14 protein-coding genes are annotated in these 15,844 nt (G+C 45.0%); 2 read left to right on the plus strand and 12 right to left on the minus strand.

What is annotated here, in order from left to right; genetic code table 11:
- Window positions 1-86: 86 nt before the first annotated feature.
- The 4 genes from HFM85_RS04155 to HFM85_RS04170 form a co-directional block, all read right to left on the minus strand.
- Entirely contained in the window at window positions 87-779 is a 693-nt protein-coding gene (locus tag HFM85_RS04155; RefSeq protein ID WP_173737315.1) for an amino acid ABC transporter ATP-binding protein, read from the minus strand.
- A gap of 21 nt (window positions 780-800) precedes the next feature.
- A complete protein-coding gene (locus HFM85_RS04160; protein WP_173737316.1) occupies window positions 801-1,451 on the minus strand; it encodes an amino acid ABC transporter permease in 651 nt (216 codons plus the stop codon).
- Between the two features lie 202 nt (window positions 1,452-1,653).
- On the minus strand, window positions 1,654-2,541 hold the full coding sequence (locus HFM85_RS04165; protein WP_173737317.1) for an amino acid ABC transporter substrate-binding protein: 888 nt from the start codon (window positions 2,539-2,541) through the stop codon (window positions 1,654-1,656).
- Window positions 2,542-2,632: 91 nt separating this feature from the next.
- Window positions 2,633-3,355, minus strand: a complete 723-nt coding sequence (locus HFM85_RS04170) for a LytR/AlgR family response regulator transcription factor (RefSeq protein WP_173737318.1) — start codon at window positions 3,353-3,355, stop codon at window positions 2,633-2,635.
- Between the two features lie 176 nt (window positions 3,356-3,531).
- On the opposite strand from HFM85_RS04170, the gene HFM85_RS04175 reads away from it, so the two are divergent.
- The gene (locus HFM85_RS04175; protein ID WP_173737319.1) at window positions 3,532-4,977 is read left to right on the plus strand and encodes a hypothetical protein; all 1,446 of its coding nucleotides are present in this window, start codon (window positions 3,532-3,534) and stop codon (window positions 4,975-4,977) included.
- Here the strand turns inward: HFM85_RS04175 and HFM85_RS04180 are convergent.
- From HFM85_RS04180 to HFM85_RS16175, 3 genes are read right to left on the minus strand one after another with little or no spacing between them, the layout of a single operon-like run.
- Entirely contained in the window at window positions 4,972-5,754 is a 783-nt protein-coding gene (locus HFM85_RS04180) for a hypothetical protein (RefSeq protein WP_173737320.1), read from the minus strand. The two genes, HFM85_RS04175 and HFM85_RS04180, sit on opposite strands and share 6 nt — an antisense overlap.
- Complete coding sequence (locus HFM85_RS04185) at window positions 5,751-7,025, minus strand: DUF5716 family protein (protein WP_173737321.1); 1,275 nt, start codon at window positions 7,023-7,025, stop codon at window positions 5,751-5,753. Before HFM85_RS04185 ends, HFM85_RS04180 begins: the two co-directional genes overlap by 4 nt.
- Window positions 7,022-10,561, minus strand: a complete 3,540-nt coding sequence (locus HFM85_RS16175) for a DUF5717 family protein (protein ID WP_243873809.1) — start codon at window positions 10,559-10,561, stop codon at window positions 7,022-7,024. The genes HFM85_RS04185 and HFM85_RS16175 overlap by 4 nt, the downstream gene beginning before the upstream one ends.
- A gap of 179 nt (window positions 10,562-10,740) precedes the next feature.
- Here HFM85_RS16175 and sigK point away from each other — a divergent pair, with 179 nt between their 5' ends.
- Window positions 10,741-11,370: an RNA polymerase sporulation sigma factor SigK gene (gene sigK / locus HFM85_RS04195; protein ID WP_173737322.1), complete on the plus strand. Its 630-nt coding sequence runs from the start codon at window positions 10,741-10,743 to the stop codon at window positions 11,368-11,370.
- A gap of 38 nt (window positions 11,371-11,408) precedes the next feature.
- Here sigK and HFM85_RS04200 read toward each other — a convergent pair whose 3' ends face one another.
- Genes HFM85_RS04200 through HFM85_RS04220 form a run of 5 tightly spaced genes read right to left on the minus strand, consistent with a single transcriptional unit; the run spans window position 11,409 to window position 15,684 of the window.
- On the minus strand, window positions 11,409-12,632 hold the full coding sequence (locus HFM85_RS04200) for a peptidase U32 family protein (RefSeq protein ID WP_173737323.1): 1,224 nt from the start codon (window positions 12,630-12,632) through the stop codon (window positions 11,409-11,411).
- Window positions 12,629-13,285 (minus strand): O-methyltransferase, encoded by a 657-nt coding sequence (locus tag HFM85_RS04205; RefSeq protein ID WP_173737324.1) that lies wholly within the window; start codon window positions 13,283-13,285, stop codon window positions 12,629-12,631. The genes HFM85_RS04200 and HFM85_RS04205 overlap by 4 nt, the downstream gene beginning before the upstream one ends.
- A complete protein-coding gene (locus HFM85_RS04210; RefSeq protein ID WP_173737325.1) occupies window positions 13,282-13,686 on the minus strand; it encodes an endolytic transglycosylase MltG in 405 nt (134 codons plus the stop codon). The genes HFM85_RS04205 and HFM85_RS04210 overlap by 4 nt, the downstream gene beginning before the upstream one ends.
- Before the next feature lie 14 nt (window positions 13,687-13,700).
- Window positions 13,701-14,039: a YlbF family regulator gene (locus tag HFM85_RS04215; protein ID WP_173737326.1), complete on the minus strand. Its 339-nt coding sequence runs from the start codon at window positions 14,037-14,039 to the stop codon at window positions 13,701-13,703.
- Between the two features lie 4 nt (window positions 14,040-14,043).
- Window positions 14,044-15,684, minus strand: coding sequence for a ribonuclease J (locus tag HFM85_RS04220; protein ID WP_173737420.1), 1,641 nt, complete (start codon window positions 15,682-15,684; stop codon window positions 14,044-14,046).
- Between the last annotated feature and the right edge of the window lie 160 nt (window positions 15,685-15,844).

A 15,844-nucleotide genomic window follows, 5' to 3' on the forward strand; every position in this document is an offset into this window, starting at 1 on the left:
GGCGAAAAGTCCGTTATCTGCCCGGCTCTGGTTAATTCACGCCTCTTGAAATTATATAACATTGCCTCTTTAAAAGCAACCGTTTGTTACTCCATATCACTGTGGAATTTTCCCAGAAATTCCTTCATTCTTCCATTATCTGAAGAAAATACTTCCTCTGGGGTTCCTTCTACTGCGATCACACCCTTATCCATAAAGATGATCCGATCTGAGATATCTCTTGCAAAATTCATCTCATGAGTAACGATCACCATGGTAATATGCTCCTGAGCAAGATCCTTGATAACCTTCAGGATCTCACCTGTAAGCTCCGGGTCAAGTGCAGATGTAGGTTCATCAAAAAACAGGATCTTCGGGTTCATGCAAAGCGCACGGGCAATAGATACTCGCTGCTGCTGGCCTCCTGAAAGCTGGAAAGGATAAGCCTTCTCCTTATCTGCAAGACCCATTTTCTTAAGAAGGCTTCTTGCCTGTGCATAAACTTCGTCTTTTTTTCTTTTCTGTACTTTTAAAGGTGCATCCACAATATTCTTCATCACGGAAAAATGCGGAAACAGATTAAACTGCTGGAACACCAGTCCCACATCACCATGCTTGATGATCTCGCCGCTATCCGGTGTTTCAAGACCTGTTGCACAGCGCAGGATAGTAGACTTGCCGGAACCGGAAGGGCCGATAATGCTTAAAACCTCTCCCTCTTCCACATCAAGGGAGATATCTTTGAGAACTTCCAGTCCGTCAAAGCTTTTTTTGATATGTTTCATTTCAAATAATTTCATATTGTATATTCTCCATTCCGATTAACGGTAGTAATTCATACTCTTCTCAACCTTCTGCATCACAATGGCTACCAGCAGGTTAAATACATAATAAAACACAGCTGCAATCACAAAAGGCATCATAGTCGTCTGTGCACTTGCGATCTGCTTCGCAATGGTAAACATCTCCGCTACTGCAACTACAAATGCAAGAGAGGTATCCTTGACCAGCGTAATAACCTCATTTGTGATGGACGGCAGAATCCTCTTGATCACCTGCGGAAGGATGATGCGGAAAAATGTCTGCACTCTGTTGTAACCCAGAATTTTCGCAGCCTCATACTGTCCTACAGGCATGGACTCAATACCCCCGCGGTAGATCTCTGCAAAATAAGCCGCATAATTAATGGCAAACGCGATAAATACAGCAATCAGGCTGTATCCCATAGAAATGCGGATGCCGAAAATGAAATATGGTCCGAAATATACAACCATAAGCTGCAGCATAAGAGGTGTTCCTCTCATGATGGATATGTAAGCAGATACAATTCTTCGTATCATCTTTTTCTTGGACATTCTGCCAAAACAGATCAGAAGTCCCAGTGGCAGAGAAAACAGCAAAGTTACAAAAAAGATCTCAATGGAGACCAGCATTCCTCCTGCCAGCTGCTGAAGCATTACACTAAAACTCATTTTTTTCCTCCTGGTTCGGAGTATCTGTCCCTTTTATGGAACTGATACCTGTAATTCCTGTAAACAACAGGAAATGAGCGTGCCCGGTATTTCAATATGCACCGAAGCACCCTCATTTCCTTTTTTATGCAGAAACCTCAATAGCTTCTGCTATGTTTCTTATTTCTACTGTTGAACAGTTCTCTGATAAAACTATCTGCTCTTATTTGGACTCGGAATCTGCATCCTTCTCTGTGCTGTCTGCACTTTCCTCTGCGTCAGCTTCTGTGGAATCAGAATCTTCTGCATCCTTATCCTCGCTGATGCAGAGCATGCTCTTATCCAGTTCATACTTATCCGCAAGCTTGTCAACCTCGCCTGCCTCATCAAGCTTCTTAACCTCATCCCATACAAGATCCTTAAGCTCGTCGTTGCCCTTCTTGAATCCGATACCATACTGCTCATTCTGAATCGGCTCGTCAAGGATCACATATTTATCCTTGCCTCTCTGGGAAAGCTGATAGTTGGCTACACCGATATCAACCGCAACTGCGTCTGCAGCACCGGAATCAATGTTCATAAATGCTGTATTGTAATCCGGATTCTCCGTAAGAGATGCAAAGCTATCCTTGAGATCTTTGTTATCATCATTGTTCAGCGCATCAAGTGCAGCGGATGCAGCCTGTACAACTACGTTCTTGCCTTTAAGATCTGCAAGCTTCTCGATTCCGGAATCCTTGGCAACTACCATCACCTGCTCATTGTTGATGTAAGGATCTGTCCATGTGTAGTCATCCTCACGTCCGTTAATGGTGAAACCGTTCCAGATACAGTCAATCGTTCCGGAATTCAGCTCCATATCCTTGGAATCCCAGTTGATCGGTTTCTTAACAAGCTCCCAGCCAAGATTATCACATACTTCCTGTGCCAGGTCAAGGTCAAATCCTACATATTCTCCACTATCATCCTTATATCCGAATGGCGGATACTCCGCATCAAATCCGACGATCAGGGTCTTATCCTCAACACCTGCCTGTACACTGACTCCTGTTACCATCATCCCTATTGTCATCGCTGCCGCCATTACTACTGCAACTGTTCTCTTCTTCATGATTGTTCTCCTTTATTTATCATTCCTTTATCACGTGGTCACTCTACCACGTGAAAGCGTATGGTTATAGTAACATACCAAAAAGAAGCTGTCAAGAGGGAACCTTCTGCTGATCCAGATAATCTTTATATTTCTGCCTGGAATTCTTGAGATAAGTTCTTGAAATGGGAATTTCTGCCCCTCCTACTATGAAACTGTTCTTATTTAGGGAGGTAACTTTCTCCAGATTAATCAGGAAACTCTGATGGCATCGAAGAAAACTGCTGTCCGCCAGCTGATCAGAAAAATCTGTAAGCCTTGCCCTGCACCGGATAACTGTACCGTCTGTGAGGTGAAAAACCACATTATGCAGGCTGCTTGATATGTATGCCAGACGTCTGTGCTGCAAAGTATATATCTGCGTTCTGTACTGAAAGTGAAGCACCTTTCCCCCATCCAGCTCACAGGAGCGCAGGATCGGTTTCATCACATGCTCCAGTTCCCCGATCCCTACGGGTTTAGTGATATAGTTAAATGCAAACACTTCAAAAGCTTCTTTATAGAAGTGATCATTGGCCGCCACCAACACGACCGGAACATAATTGCCCCCAAGCCTTATGGCACGTACGGTCTCCAAACTTTCTCCCTTTTCTCCGTCCAGTCCCATAAACAGGACATCACATCTCTTATGTTCATCTTTCAGCCCTTTAAGAAGGCTCTCTCTTTTCCTGTACACCAGGAGTTCTGCCTCCGGAATCAGCTCGGAAAGCTTCTTTACCAGTTTCTGTGCATCTTTCCGCACTTCATCACACACTGCAATCGTTATAACTGCCATAGTTCATGCTGCCCTTTCCTGTTTTTCGATGTAAACCTTATAGGTTTATTTTATTTTTCCATGGGCTGTCTTTCAATATGTGCTACTAATTGTGCCTTGTTTTTTTACAAATTATTGCAAATCATGAACCATTTCCGTATAATAATGCCATAATATATCAAAAGGAGACAAAAACAATGTCTGAATTCAGCAGCAAATGTCGTGAATACATCAAAAACACTGGAGAGACTGTCTATCAGCTATCTGCCTCTTCCGGACTTGACAGGACTTCCCTGCAGCGTATGATCACAGGCAAACGGCTGCCAGGCACAGATTTCGTCCGCCAGTTCTGTGACTCCATCCGTATCAACCCTGCACAGCGCCAGGAACTGATGGAATTATATAAGATTGAAAAGATAGGAAAAGAAGTTTATTATAACCGAAAATATATCCAGGAGCTTCTCCGTGTGATCAGCTCTCAACAGGCTTTTTCACAAACCGCATTCCGCAGACTTCCTGCACTGCCTTTTTACAGAGGAGAATTCTCTTTTGACGTGGAGAAAAAAGTTCTCAGTCTTTTTGAAGACATCCTGCTTTCCGGTTCCGAAGAACAGATCCGCACCAATATACCTGCTGGCTGCCGGCTTCTTGTACAGATTTTTGCCCATCTGTATCCACAGTATCATAAGCTCCCGCCGGTAATCCAGGTTCTTCCGCTTCTCCAGAATCCCAAGACATCACCGGATTGTAATATGAATCTGGATACTTTTCTCTGCACGCTCCTGCCGATCCTGTCCGGTTTCCAGAATTACCAGCCTTACTATTACTACACCCGGTTCGGGCGTGAGGATCTGCAGTTTGAACTGTATCCGTTTTTCTTTATCACAGAGAAACGGCTGCTTCTTCTTTCCTCAGACATGATGACGTTTATTTTCACAGATAATCCGGAAGTTGTCCGTTCTTATAACCAGGAGTTTCAGCGTATCCTTAACAATTCCAGACGCCTTTTCCAGCAGTCTGACTCTCCTGAGCAGATTCTTAATATTTTCGGAGCGATCTTCCAGTCAAAAGCTACCACCAATTTTGCACTGGAATCCCACCCCTGCCTTGCACTGATGTCCTATGGTCCGGAATTTATCCAGGCTTTGTTTACCCACAGAGATGTTGATCTTTGCAGCCCGGTCTATACACAGCTGTCTGCAATTATGAAACAGCCACAATTTACTTTCACAGCTAATGAAACCTCCTGCAATTATTTTACCCTGGATGGTCTTCGCAAGCTGGCAGATACCGGTCTTTTTAATGGTCCGTATTCCTACCATCAGACGCCTCTTCCAAAGTCTGTGCGCCAAAAAGCTCTCCAGTATCTTCTGGATACAGATATGGGAAATCAGAAATGCAAGATTCTGAAACCTTCCATTCTTTCTGAAACAGGAATCCATCTGGAAGTTCTGTCGGATTACTCTGTATTTCTCTGCTTTCTCTCAGAGAAAGATACCTTCCTCTGCATTTATCTGAAAGAGACCAGCATCGGACAGGCACTGGACGATTATCTCTGTTCTCTCGCAGAAGAAGACGCGGTTTATACACAAAAAGAAGCCCGGCAGCTCCTGCTCGGACTTCTTGAAGGGCTCTCATCATGAGCCTGTACTTCTGTGATATTCTCTTGTAATATCTTCCAGAAAACGATCTGTCTCCCCGGAAGCGATCTGCTCCTGGGGAAGACTGATAAAACAGTTCAAAATTTCAGAAACCTCTTTTTTCATAGGTTCTTCCACCTTCAGTTCGTCTTCTGTCTTCTCAAAATCTTCCTGTGTATGCACACTTCTGTATGCCAGAAGATATGTTTTCAGAGCTTCTTCTGATTTTTTCACCTGCCATGCCATCCAGAAACAGTCCAAAGCCTTATCCATCTGGAACAGATAACTGTAGGCACATCCCTGATTATGGAAAATCCGCTCTCTCATCTCATCTGAAATCACAGCTGCATCTTCTTTCTCAATAAGCTTCTGATAAACACGGATGGCATTGACATACATCCGGTTCTCCATCAGTGCATCGCCTTTTCGCTTCTCTCTTATCTCTTCTGCTTCCGCATTTCGTGTCTCGATCCTTGCATTCAGGCTTCGAAGCTCTTCATAGGCAAGATAATTGATCTCCTTAAAAACAGGGTACAAAACTTCCTCAAGCCCTGCCTCCCTGCCGATATAAGGCCGAAGTTTTGCTGCGAGCTTGGGCAGTTCCAGTTCCTCCTCAATCCAGGTACACAGCTTCTGATTGATCAGTGAACTGTCTATCAGATACAGATTGTTATAAAAATAATAGCAGAGTTCTTCAATAGAATAGATGTTGGTGCTGATATTCTCTATGAAAAAAGGCTTCTCTGCTTTTCTTACCTGACATAAAATATATCCACTCATGCCTGTTTCCTTTCTTCTGTCTCATCCCAACGTACCAATTCCTTCCAGACTTTTCCGCTGGATGGATACATCTCTCCGAACCCAAGATCCTTTACTGTGATCTCACAGTCTTTCGGTGATACATATTTCAGTTCCAGAGACAATCTCGTTGTCCTGTTCGGACGCTTGGGAATCCCCGGAAGAGACATGGCTACACGCCTCTTTTCCGGTTCATCCGGAATTCCCACAACAAACACCAGCTCCTCCGTATCATCCAGGATCAGTTCACAGCCTGCTCCGCACTCATACCAGTTATAACCGCCTTCGATCAGCGGATAGTAAGCCGGGGAGCCCATCACACGCATATCCATTCCCACATCTGTTGTCACAAGGGAATCACTTAAGAAACGGTAGCCTTTCAGCTTCTTATCCTCCAGACGGTCCTTACCGGCTATGCAGGCACCTTTTGCAAAAAGGTTATTTCCATAAAATACCTTCCGCCCCTGATGGCAGAGAAGCCTCACTGACTGCTGTGCCCACTGCTGGTCAAATCCTTCCCCTGTGATCTGTACGCTGGAAAAAAGCTCTTTTCCCAAAGTTTTGGTCACAAAGCGGCAGAACTCCACATCCCGGATCTCATCTTCCGATGGAAGCTGTGCACTTACCGGCTCTTCCATTTTTACAAGAAAAGGTCTTACAGATCCATTGATCGTCAGTTTGCGGAACGTTACGTTCTCTCCTATAAATGTGTACCAGCCTACACTTCTGTTCCATGTTTCACGCTTCTGGCCCAGTGCATAATAATAAAAACTCTCACCATAATCCATAAGCATGTATTTCTCAGCCGGAAAACCAGCCAGGCTGCAGGCTTTCTGGTAATTCCGCACCTGAACTCCTGTAAGCTCCGGTGAGGTGATACATAAACACTTTGTATTTTTTACGATATCCTGAATTCCGAGAAATCTCAGGATTCCCTTTAAGAAACAGGACAGAAGCTCTGCAGGATCTTTCTCTTCTCCTGCTACCTGAGGTTTCTCCTCCCTGCGGCAGATATCATAAATATTTCCAACCATGATGCCGCCTTTTTCCCTGGCAAAATATTCCGCTTCCAGTCCCACACAATAATCATCATGTTCTGCACGGTAACAGAGGCATCCCGGTGCCTCATACTGACTGGTTCCCACCTTCATGGAAAGAGAACGGGCTTCTTCTGCCTTTCTGTCGTAGTAACAGATCTGCGTATATTCTTTTCCTATATCGATTCCTATGATCAGATCACGAATTTCATTCATCTTTCGGATTCCTTCTCTATGACAAACATTTCTTTGACGTATTGTTCCTGACGAAGATACTGTTCAAGCTTCTCCCTGACTTCCTGTTCTTTCTCCAGTTTTCTGGCACAGAGAATCTGGTTGATCAGCAGATATTTACTGGATGCCCTGTCATCAGTCTGGTTCATTGTAAGAACTTTTTCATCTGTCTTATGCACTCCGTCTGCATCCTCTGTCTGGAAGTAATAGCGCAGGGTTTCTCCGTAAAACAGAGTAAATGTCTTCACAAAAATTCCTTCATATATATTACGCAGCGGTTCGCTCTTATATTCCGGTGCAGTTCCAAGCCCTGTATCCAAAGAATAATACAGTGTAACGGAATCCTCGGGAGAACCATGATATTCCACGAATGTCTTATCATCCAGCTGGTAAGGCTGCAGGATAGACTGATCCAGATCTGCAAAAAATGCAAACATCTGACCTTCTTTTACACAGGAAGCAAGGATCTTCTCTTCCAGCGCAAGGATTGCTTCATCAGAATCTTTCTCCTCAGAAAGAATTTTCAGAAGTGCCAGATCACAGATCCTGTCACCAGGCCATTCTTTCTCCTGTCTGCATTTCAGGTACTCGCAGATACATGGTGTCTCCGGCTTGTCTTTTACAAACATTCCGTAAGCCTTCATAGTGAGGTAAGCTCCTATCACACGCTCTTTTCCGGAATGGCTGACATACGCTTTCAGGATCTTCTCTCCTTCTTCCCTGTAATCCGATGTATATATCAGAAGAGAAAGGATTCTCTCCTCCAGCTTGTAGGTATCCATCTCAAAACCACTGGCACTTTTCCAGATATCCAAAAGTTCATCCACAGGTCCGAAACGAAACTTCATGAGATACTGTAAGATCACCTCGTCATAGATACCTGTACGATATACATAAGAAGCAAGGGCGATCAGTTCCTCATCCTCCGCACTGTCACAGCGGATGATCATTCTGCTGACCAGCTTCAGAAGTGCACGTTCATCCACACCTTCAAAACCAAAGGCTTCCACAACACTCATTGCCTGTGGAAAAAGCCCTCTCTGGATCAGGATCGTAAGCAGTGTCTTCTTATCCACCATTGCATATTCACGGTAATCCATTCTTTTAAGATATACATCCAGATCCTCTCCCTGGATGTGGGCACTGTAATAATCAAGAATTCTTTTTCGCACAAGACATCTGTACTCTTCGGTAAAAGCAGCAGAACGTACCAGCTTATGGAAAATTCCCAGATTTTCTCTGGTAATCTCATGGCTTTCACAGTAATAAAGCAGCACACCCGGTTCATCTGCTCCCTTCTCCAGAACTGCCGGAACCATCTCCCTGTCGTCAAATAGCGGAGAACGGTTGTAATCCACAGTTGCAGCATAACGTCTCTGCTTCTCATCCTGGAAAACAACAGCTGCATCCTTCGTATAAACGCGTGGATAGGCAACGCCGTGAATACACGGATAGATTTCCTCCTTATTTATCTGTCTGTGCCGGACGATCACACTGCGTACCTTAGGATCATCTGTATACAATCTGCTGGTAAACATTCTGGAAGCAGTTACCTGTGCTTCCTCACTGTTTCCCGGTTCCCTCATAAATTCCTGGTAGACAGCTGCATAATTCTCATTCATCCGGCCTTCACGGAGCTTGCGCAAAGCAAATTCTCTCATGCTCTCCCTGTAGCTCTCATAAGTCTGCGGATCACGTTCTTTCTCAGCGATGATGCAGGCATAAAGATATGCGCGCTTAGAATCTCCAAGTGTATTGTTGTTATAAGTAAAATACATAAGAAGCGGCTTCGGCAGTGCTCTTCTGTAAGAGGTATCCAGTGTTTCCACATAATATTCATACAGTCTTGTGATACGGATTCCCCGATCCACAGCCTTGGAAAACCATCGGAAATATTCTGCCCTTCTCGGATTTCCCTTCATAATGTATTTACAGATAGCCTCAACTGTATCATCCGCAGGAAATGCCTCGCATCCCATGACCATGGCACGGTAAAAGCTCTCATTAAATGTTTTCTCGTAACCTGAAAGATAAGACAGACGCATCACAAGCTCCTCTGTAAGCATCTGTTCCCTGCCCGCAAAAAGGAATACCTGCGCCCAGAAACGATTCATTCTGTGAAGCAGCGACATATCTTTGCAGATGCTGTTCCATGCTTCCAGATACAGAAACGGACTTGTACATCCTCTCTCAAAGAGTTCCTCCATAAGAAAGATCTTTCTGGATGGGGAAAGATTCTGATCCATGTCAAACAAAAGCTTCAGAAGGATAAAACTGTCCTCCTTCTGCATCTGGAAATTCTGGATCTTACGCAGAGCCTGGGATTTATCTCTGTAAATACCGGTCTCCACACAAAGATAAAGATAAATTCCGGCCAGTTCCAGTTCATTATGATGAAAGGACTTGTTCTGATATCGCGCCAGAATCTTCTCTGCTTCCTCATCGTTACCTTCCAGATGAAGGACATATGCCTCAAAAAGCTCATACTCCGGATATTTCAGCCCGTTCTCACCAAGCTTGTTAAAACGCTCATGGGCATTCGCTGTCCAGGTATCAAAATCCACTCTGCCACAGACATATCCCAAATATTCCCTGATCATCTCAGCCCTGTATTGTTTCTCCAGAAGATCGATATTTACAGTACTCTCTGTTCCGCGGGATGCCAGCACCCCAAAGATCAGCTTCTGATATGGAGTCCGTACAATGATCTCCCCGTACTGGTTGCCTCGACCCATTCTCTCTCTGTGAATCACGTAATTCACTTCGCAGGCACTTCCGATAAAATCGTCCTCTGTAACAACATGTTTGCTGACTTCCAGAAAATCTCCGTTTACTTCGATATCAGCACGCAAATGTCCCCAGCCGCTTCTGTGGATGTAAAGTGACTCCTGAACAGTCTCTCTGACATCATAGAAATTCGCCTCATCTTTATTCAATTCCAGAGTTACTTTCTCCTTGGCACCTACAGCTATCAGAAATTCCTCCAGATGCTGGTATGTCACCGGCTGCTGGGACAATCCAGCATAAAGGGCACGGATCTTCTCGCTCTGATCTTTAAGGATCAGGGAAAAATGAGGTTCAGTAAAGATCCTGTATGCCTCACGGGAATCCCTCTTCGCAATCCGGATAAATTCATCCAGTGAAGAAACCTTGCCGCCAGAACTCTTCACTTCTTCTGTTTTTGTCGTTACCTTAAACGGAAGTTTATATTCTCCGATGCTTGTTGTAAAACACAGCCATCCCTCAAAGCACTCGCCTGGCTCCATTCCTTCTGCGTCTACTCCATACGGCATACGCACCGTTGTTCCTGAAAAGCGGTCAAATCCCGGTACCAGCCGCCTGTCTGAAGATGTGACAAAGCCACTGATTCTGCGGTTATCATCTGTTCCAAAATAGATCTCATTCTTTGTCGTATCTCCTGCTTTAAGACTGACGGAGATCTCATCCTGGGAAAACAGAAGCCCCGGCTGTTCATAAATAAATTTTCCGTTAAGAAGCTGTTCTATCCTCTTTTTCAAAATATGTACTCCTCGTCATATACACTGTTATTATCATTCATATTTTATGATTATACACCAGAACCAAAAGCGGCGCAACAGGTGTTCGCCTTTGTCCCAAACGGAAAGTTTTTGTTGGAAAAGCACGAAAAGCGTGTCCTTTTCATAAACTGTATGGAAATCCCCTTTGAGGTGAATCTTTGAAAACTTTCCCAAAACCGCTGTCTGCTGATGAAGAGCAGCACTATCTGCTCCGCTTCCAAAGGGGCGATCCGGAAGCCAAAAACATTCTGATCGAACACAATCTCCGTCTGGTAGCCCACGTTGCAAAGAAATACCAGAGCTGTGAAGAAGACCCGGATGACCTGATCTCCATTGGCACCATTGGTCTTATCAAAGCTATCTCCACCTTTGACTTAAGCCGCACTTCCAGACTTTCCACATACGCTGCCCGCTGTATTGACAATGAGCTTCTTATGATGCTGCGCGCCCGCAAAAAATGCTCCAGGGAAGTCTCTCTTTACGACCCGATCGGCACTGACCGGGAAGGCAACGAGATCAGTCTTCTGGATGTGATCGAAAGTCCGCCGGTAGATGTTGTGGAAGACTGTTTTAAACGGGACAATATTTCCCATCTTCTTAAGCACATCAAAAACATCCTTTCCCCAAAAGAGTACCATGTGATCTGCTGTCGCTACGGTCTGGGCGGTCAGGAGCCCCTGACCCAGCGGGAAATCGCAAAAGATCTCTTCATCAGCCGTTCCTATGTATCCCGCATCGAAAAAAATGCACTACGAAAACTCAGAGCTATTTTTCCCGAAAAGCAATAAAGGGGAGAACGTTTTTTCCGTTCTCCCCTGGTAATATCTTATTCACCTCTTCGAAGGATATCAAATACCTCCGGTGTCTCAGTAAGCTTCACATAGATTCTCTGCTGTGCATGCGGTGCACTCTCCATGGACTCGCCTTCTTCATTGTAGATAGCTTCTACCTGAACAGAAATATTTCTTCCGTCCGGCTTCATGATCTCGATGGTCTCTCCTACAGAGAACTTGTTTCGCTGCGTCAGTCTCGCAAGCCCTCTTTCATCGATTTCCTCTGCAAATCCAAGATATGTGTACTCTCTCACATAAGTATTGCTGTCGTAGATCTGTGTGTTCTCATCCGGTTTTCCGTAAAAAAATCCGGTTGTAAACTGACGATATGTACAGTTTGAGATCTGTTCCTGATACCAAGGCATATTTTCATGATACTTCTCCGGGCTTTCCAGACAGTCATCAATAGCCTTACGGTAAGTTCTGGCTACTGTTGCCACATAAAGAGCTGTTTTCATGCGGCCCTCGATCTTCAGACTGTCAATACCGCTTGTCAGAATATCTTCCATATGCTCTACCATACAGAGATCCTTGGAATTGAAAATAAAAGTTCCTCTCTCATTCTCAAATACCGGCATGTATTCCCCGGGACGCTTCTCCTCAACAACAGAATATTTCCATCTGCATGGATGTGTACAGGCTCCCTGGTTGGCATCCCTTCCAGCCATAAAATTGCTGAGCAGGCATCTTCCTGAATAGGAAATGCACATCGCTCCATGGATAAATGTCTCGATCTCCATATCATCCGGAATGTGTGCGCGAATCTCACGTATTTCCTCCAGAGAAAGCTCTCTGGCACTCACCACACGCTTTGCACCAAGATTATACCAGAAACGGTATGTCTCATAGTTGGTATTGTTGGCCTGAGTGCTGATGTGGCGTTCGATCTCCGGACAGATCTCTTTTGCATACATAAAGATTCCCGGATCTGCGATGATCAGTGCGTCAGGACCAATCTCTTTCAGTTCCTGAAGATATTCCCTTACTCCCTCAAGATCTCTGTTATGAGCCAGGATATTCACTGTCACATAAACTTTTACGCCATGGTCATGTGCAAATCTGATACCCTCGCACATATCCTCTTTTGAAAAATTCTTAGCTTTTGCACGAAGTCCAAAAGCTTCTCCACCGATATAAACGGCATCTGCACCATATATGACGGCAACCTTCAAAACCTCAAGGCTGCTCGCCGGAACCAAAAGTTCTGGTCGTTTCATAAAACCTGTTCTCCTGTTTTTATGCTTACAGCTGCTCCGTCTCCCAGCGGAAGGACCGAAGTACGAAGTATGGGACTGTGGGTCAGCTGCCAGAGATATTCTCTCATTCTCTTATAAATTGTCCGGTTGCGCCGTTCCACAAGATAGTGGGATTCAATAATGTCTCCCTCCTGCAGAACATTATCTGACACCAGTACACTTCCTTCTTCCATCAGGCGCAGCATATCTGGCAGCCAGTTGATATACTGGCCCTTAGCCGCATCCATGAAGATCATGTCAAACGTTCCGGTAAGTTCTTTCAGAATCTCACCGGCATCCCCTTCCAGAAGTGTAATCTGTGATTCTCTTCCTGCACGTCTGAAATTTTCCTTCGCAACAGGAATTCTTTTTTCATAATTCTCTATGGTGGTGATCTTAAGATCCTCCGGTCCATATTCACACATAAGAAGTGTGGAGAAGCCTACGGCAGTCCCCACCTCCAGAATTCGCTTCGGCTGTTTCATGGCCAGAAGCATCCTCATAAAGCTCTGCATATCCCTCCGGATGATCGGCACCCTGTTCGCAAGTGCCTGTGCTTCCAACTCCTGCAAAAAAGGAGTATTTCCCATATCAAGAGAATTGATATAGGTTTTCATGCGTTCTTCTACGATCACTGGCTGTTCGATCCTTCCTCATTATCTTCTCCCGACAGCACGGCCAGTATCCTGGTCGGTGTGTAGGCTGTGCTTAAGAGATATGTACCTGCCTTGATCTGTCCGTGATATACGGACATTCTCTCCTGTACTGCAAAAGCAAGCGCATCTTTTACAAGACCTTTCTGTTCAAGTGTCCTGCCAACATTATATGCAGATGAACCTTCTTTGATAACCACAGTCACCTGCTGTCCCTCACCAGGGCTCATAGCCTGCTGGTTGAACACATTATAGCCAAACTGATATGTTGATTTTCCAACCCAGATCAGAAATACAATGACGCAGATATACAGGGCGATCTTAAATACCCCTCCAGCCAGAAAAACGCCGGCTCTGCCCAGCTTGTCTCTTGTGTCTGCCATAGTCTTTCTTCCTCCTATAGATCAGGAATCTGTATGTCTATCCCGGCCACCAGAGTTCTGCAGATCCTCTGCATCAGTCTGCACAGTGCAAGCTCAGCGTCAAGATAGGCATTTACTCTCTGGTTCTGTCTCAGACTTGCAGACTCCTGGTTGAGCTGTTCCGCTGCATGAAACAGCTCATCCTGGTTTGCCTGGCTCTGAAGTCTGAAATTATCTCCCCGGAATCTCATCACCCTTGCCTTAAGCTCAGGATCTTTATCAAGCTGAGCTGTCTGTTTCTGATATTCCTGGTATTCACTGCTTCTGTGCACAGCATCGAGAAGCTTCTCAATGTCCATGCTGATCTCATCCATGTTCCTATGCCTCCATAATGATTGGCAGGATCATCGGACTTCTCTTGGTACGTTTCCACAGATATTCGCCCAGAGCATCTTTTACCTCAGTCTTGATCTTGCCCCAGTCTGTAATGTTGTTCTCCAGACAGGAATCCAGTGCTGTCTCTACAACCTGTTTTGCATGCTCCATAAGATCCTCGGATTCTCTTACATATACAAAACCTCTGGAAACAATATCCGGTCCTGCAAGAACCACATTGCTGTGACGCTCCAGGGTCATAACTACGATCATGATTCCGTCCTCAGACAAATGCTGACGATCACGAAGCACGATATTTCCAACATCACCCACACCAAGTCCGTCTACAAAAATCGCTCCTGTGTGGACGCTTCCTGTTACTTTTGCATCCTGTCCGTCCAGTTCCAGTACATTGCCGGAAGCAAGGATAAAGATATTCTCCTTCGGAATTCCCAGATCCTCCACAATGTGTTTCTGTGCTGTCAGATGACGGTACTCTCCGTGGATCGGAATCGCATATTTCGGCTTCACAAGGGAGTAGATCAGCTTGATTTCTTCCTGGCAGGCATGTCCGGAAACATGGACATCCTGGAAGATAACCTTGGCGCCCTTCATGGACAGCTCATTGATAACCTTCGAAACGGCTTTCTCATTTCCGGGAATTGGGTTGGAACTGAAAATAATGGTATCATTCGGCTTGATGGTGATCTTTTTATGGATATTGGCTGCCATACGGGAAAGTGCTGCCATGGACTCGCCCTGGCTTCCCGTTGTGATCAGAACAACCTTGTCATCCGGATAATTCTTCACCTGATCGATATCAATCAGCGTATTCTCCGGAATCTGAAGATAGCCAAGCTCAGATGCCACGGAAATAACATTAACCATACTTCGGCCTTCTACTGCAACTTTTCTTCCAACACGATATGCAGTGTTGATAATCTGCTGCACACGGTCGACATTGGAAGCAAATGTTGCAATAATGATCCTGGATGTACGGTATTCGTTAAACAGGTTATCAAATACATGCCCTACTGTACGCTCGGACATTGTAAATCCCGGTCTCTCGGCATTGGTGCTCTCGCACATCAATGCAAGAACCCCTTTCTTTCCGATTTCAGCAAAACGCTGAAGGTCGATGGCATCTCCGAATACCGGCGTATAATCTACCTTAAAGTCTCCTGTGTGTACCACGATTCCTACCGGAGAGTAGATGGCAAGTGCAGAGGCATCCTGGATACTGTGATTGGTCTTAATGAATTCCACAGCGAAATCTCCAAGATTGATCACCTGTCCATGCTTCACTTCTTTCATCTTCGTGGAGCGCACAAGATTGTGTTCTTTCAGTTTATTGCGGATCAGTCCCAACGTAAGCTTGGTCGCATAGATTGGAACATTGACCTCTTTCAGTACATACGGAAGTGCTCCGATATGATCCTCGTGTCCGTGAGTGATCACAAATCCTTTGACTTTTGAGATGTTCTCCTTCAAGTACGTTACGTCAGGAATAACAAGATCGATTCCCAGCATATCATCTTCAGGAAAAGAAAGTCCGCAGTCTACAACTACAATGCTGTCTTCATACTCAAAAGCAGTGATATTCATTCCGATCTGTTCCAGACCGCCTAACGGTATGATCTTCAGTTTCGAGGATGATCTGCGGTTATTGTTTTTCCGTCCGGAAGGTCTGCCGCTGTTTCTTGCCGGTCTCTGTGTGTTTCTGAAATTGTTCTTTACTGTTCCAGTGGCCGCTGTCTTCTTTACTGCCGGGCGGAAGGGCTTGTCCTGACGGCTCTTATTGTTA

Source organism: Blautia schinkii (genome assembly GCF_013304825.1).
Taxonomy (GTDB): Bacteria; Bacillota; Clostridia; order Lachnospirales; family Lachnospiraceae; genus Blautia_A; species Blautia_A schinkii_B.

Excerpts from the sequence above, each read along its gene's own strand:
- HFM85_RS04210 (WP_173737325.1), bottom strand. The coding sequence starts at position 13,686 with ATGGCAGACACAAGAGACAAGCTGGGCAGAGCCGGCGTTTTTCTGGCT.
- HFM85_RS04155 (WP_173737315.1), bottom strand. The coding sequence starts at position 779 with ATGAAATTATTTGAAATGAAACATATCAAAAAAAGCTTTGACGGACTG.
- HFM85_RS04165 (WP_173737317.1), bottom strand. The coding sequence starts at position 2,541 with ATGAAGAAGAGAACAGTTGCAGTAGTAATGGCGGCAGCGATGACAATA.
- HFM85_RS04185 (WP_173737321.1), bottom strand. The coding sequence starts at position 7,025 with ATGAATGAAATTCGTGATCTGATCATAGGAATCGATATAGGAAAAGAA.
- HFM85_RS04170 (WP_173737318.1), bottom strand. The coding sequence starts at position 3,355 with ATGGCAGTTATAACGATTGCAGTGTGTGATGAAGTGCGGAAAGATGCA.
- HFM85_RS04215 (WP_173737326.1), bottom strand. The coding sequence starts at position 14,039 with ATGGATGAGATCAGCATGGACATTGAGAAGCTTCTCGATGCTGTGCAC.
- HFM85_RS04175 (WP_173737319.1), top strand. The coding sequence starts at position 3,532 with ATGTCTGAATTCAGCAGCAAATGTCGTGAATACATCAAAAACACTGGA.
- HFM85_RS04180 (WP_173737320.1), bottom strand. The coding sequence starts at position 5,754 with ATGAGTGGATATATTTTATGTCAGGTAAGAAAAGCAGAGAAGCCTTTT.
- HFM85_RS04160 (WP_173737316.1), bottom strand. The coding sequence starts at position 1,451 with ATGAGTTTTAGTGTAATGCTTCAGCAGCTGGCAGGAGGAATGCTGGTC.
- HFM85_RS04200 (WP_173737323.1), bottom strand. The coding sequence starts at position 12,632 with ATGAAACGACCAGAACTTTTGGTTCCGGCGAGCAGCCTTGAGGTTTTG.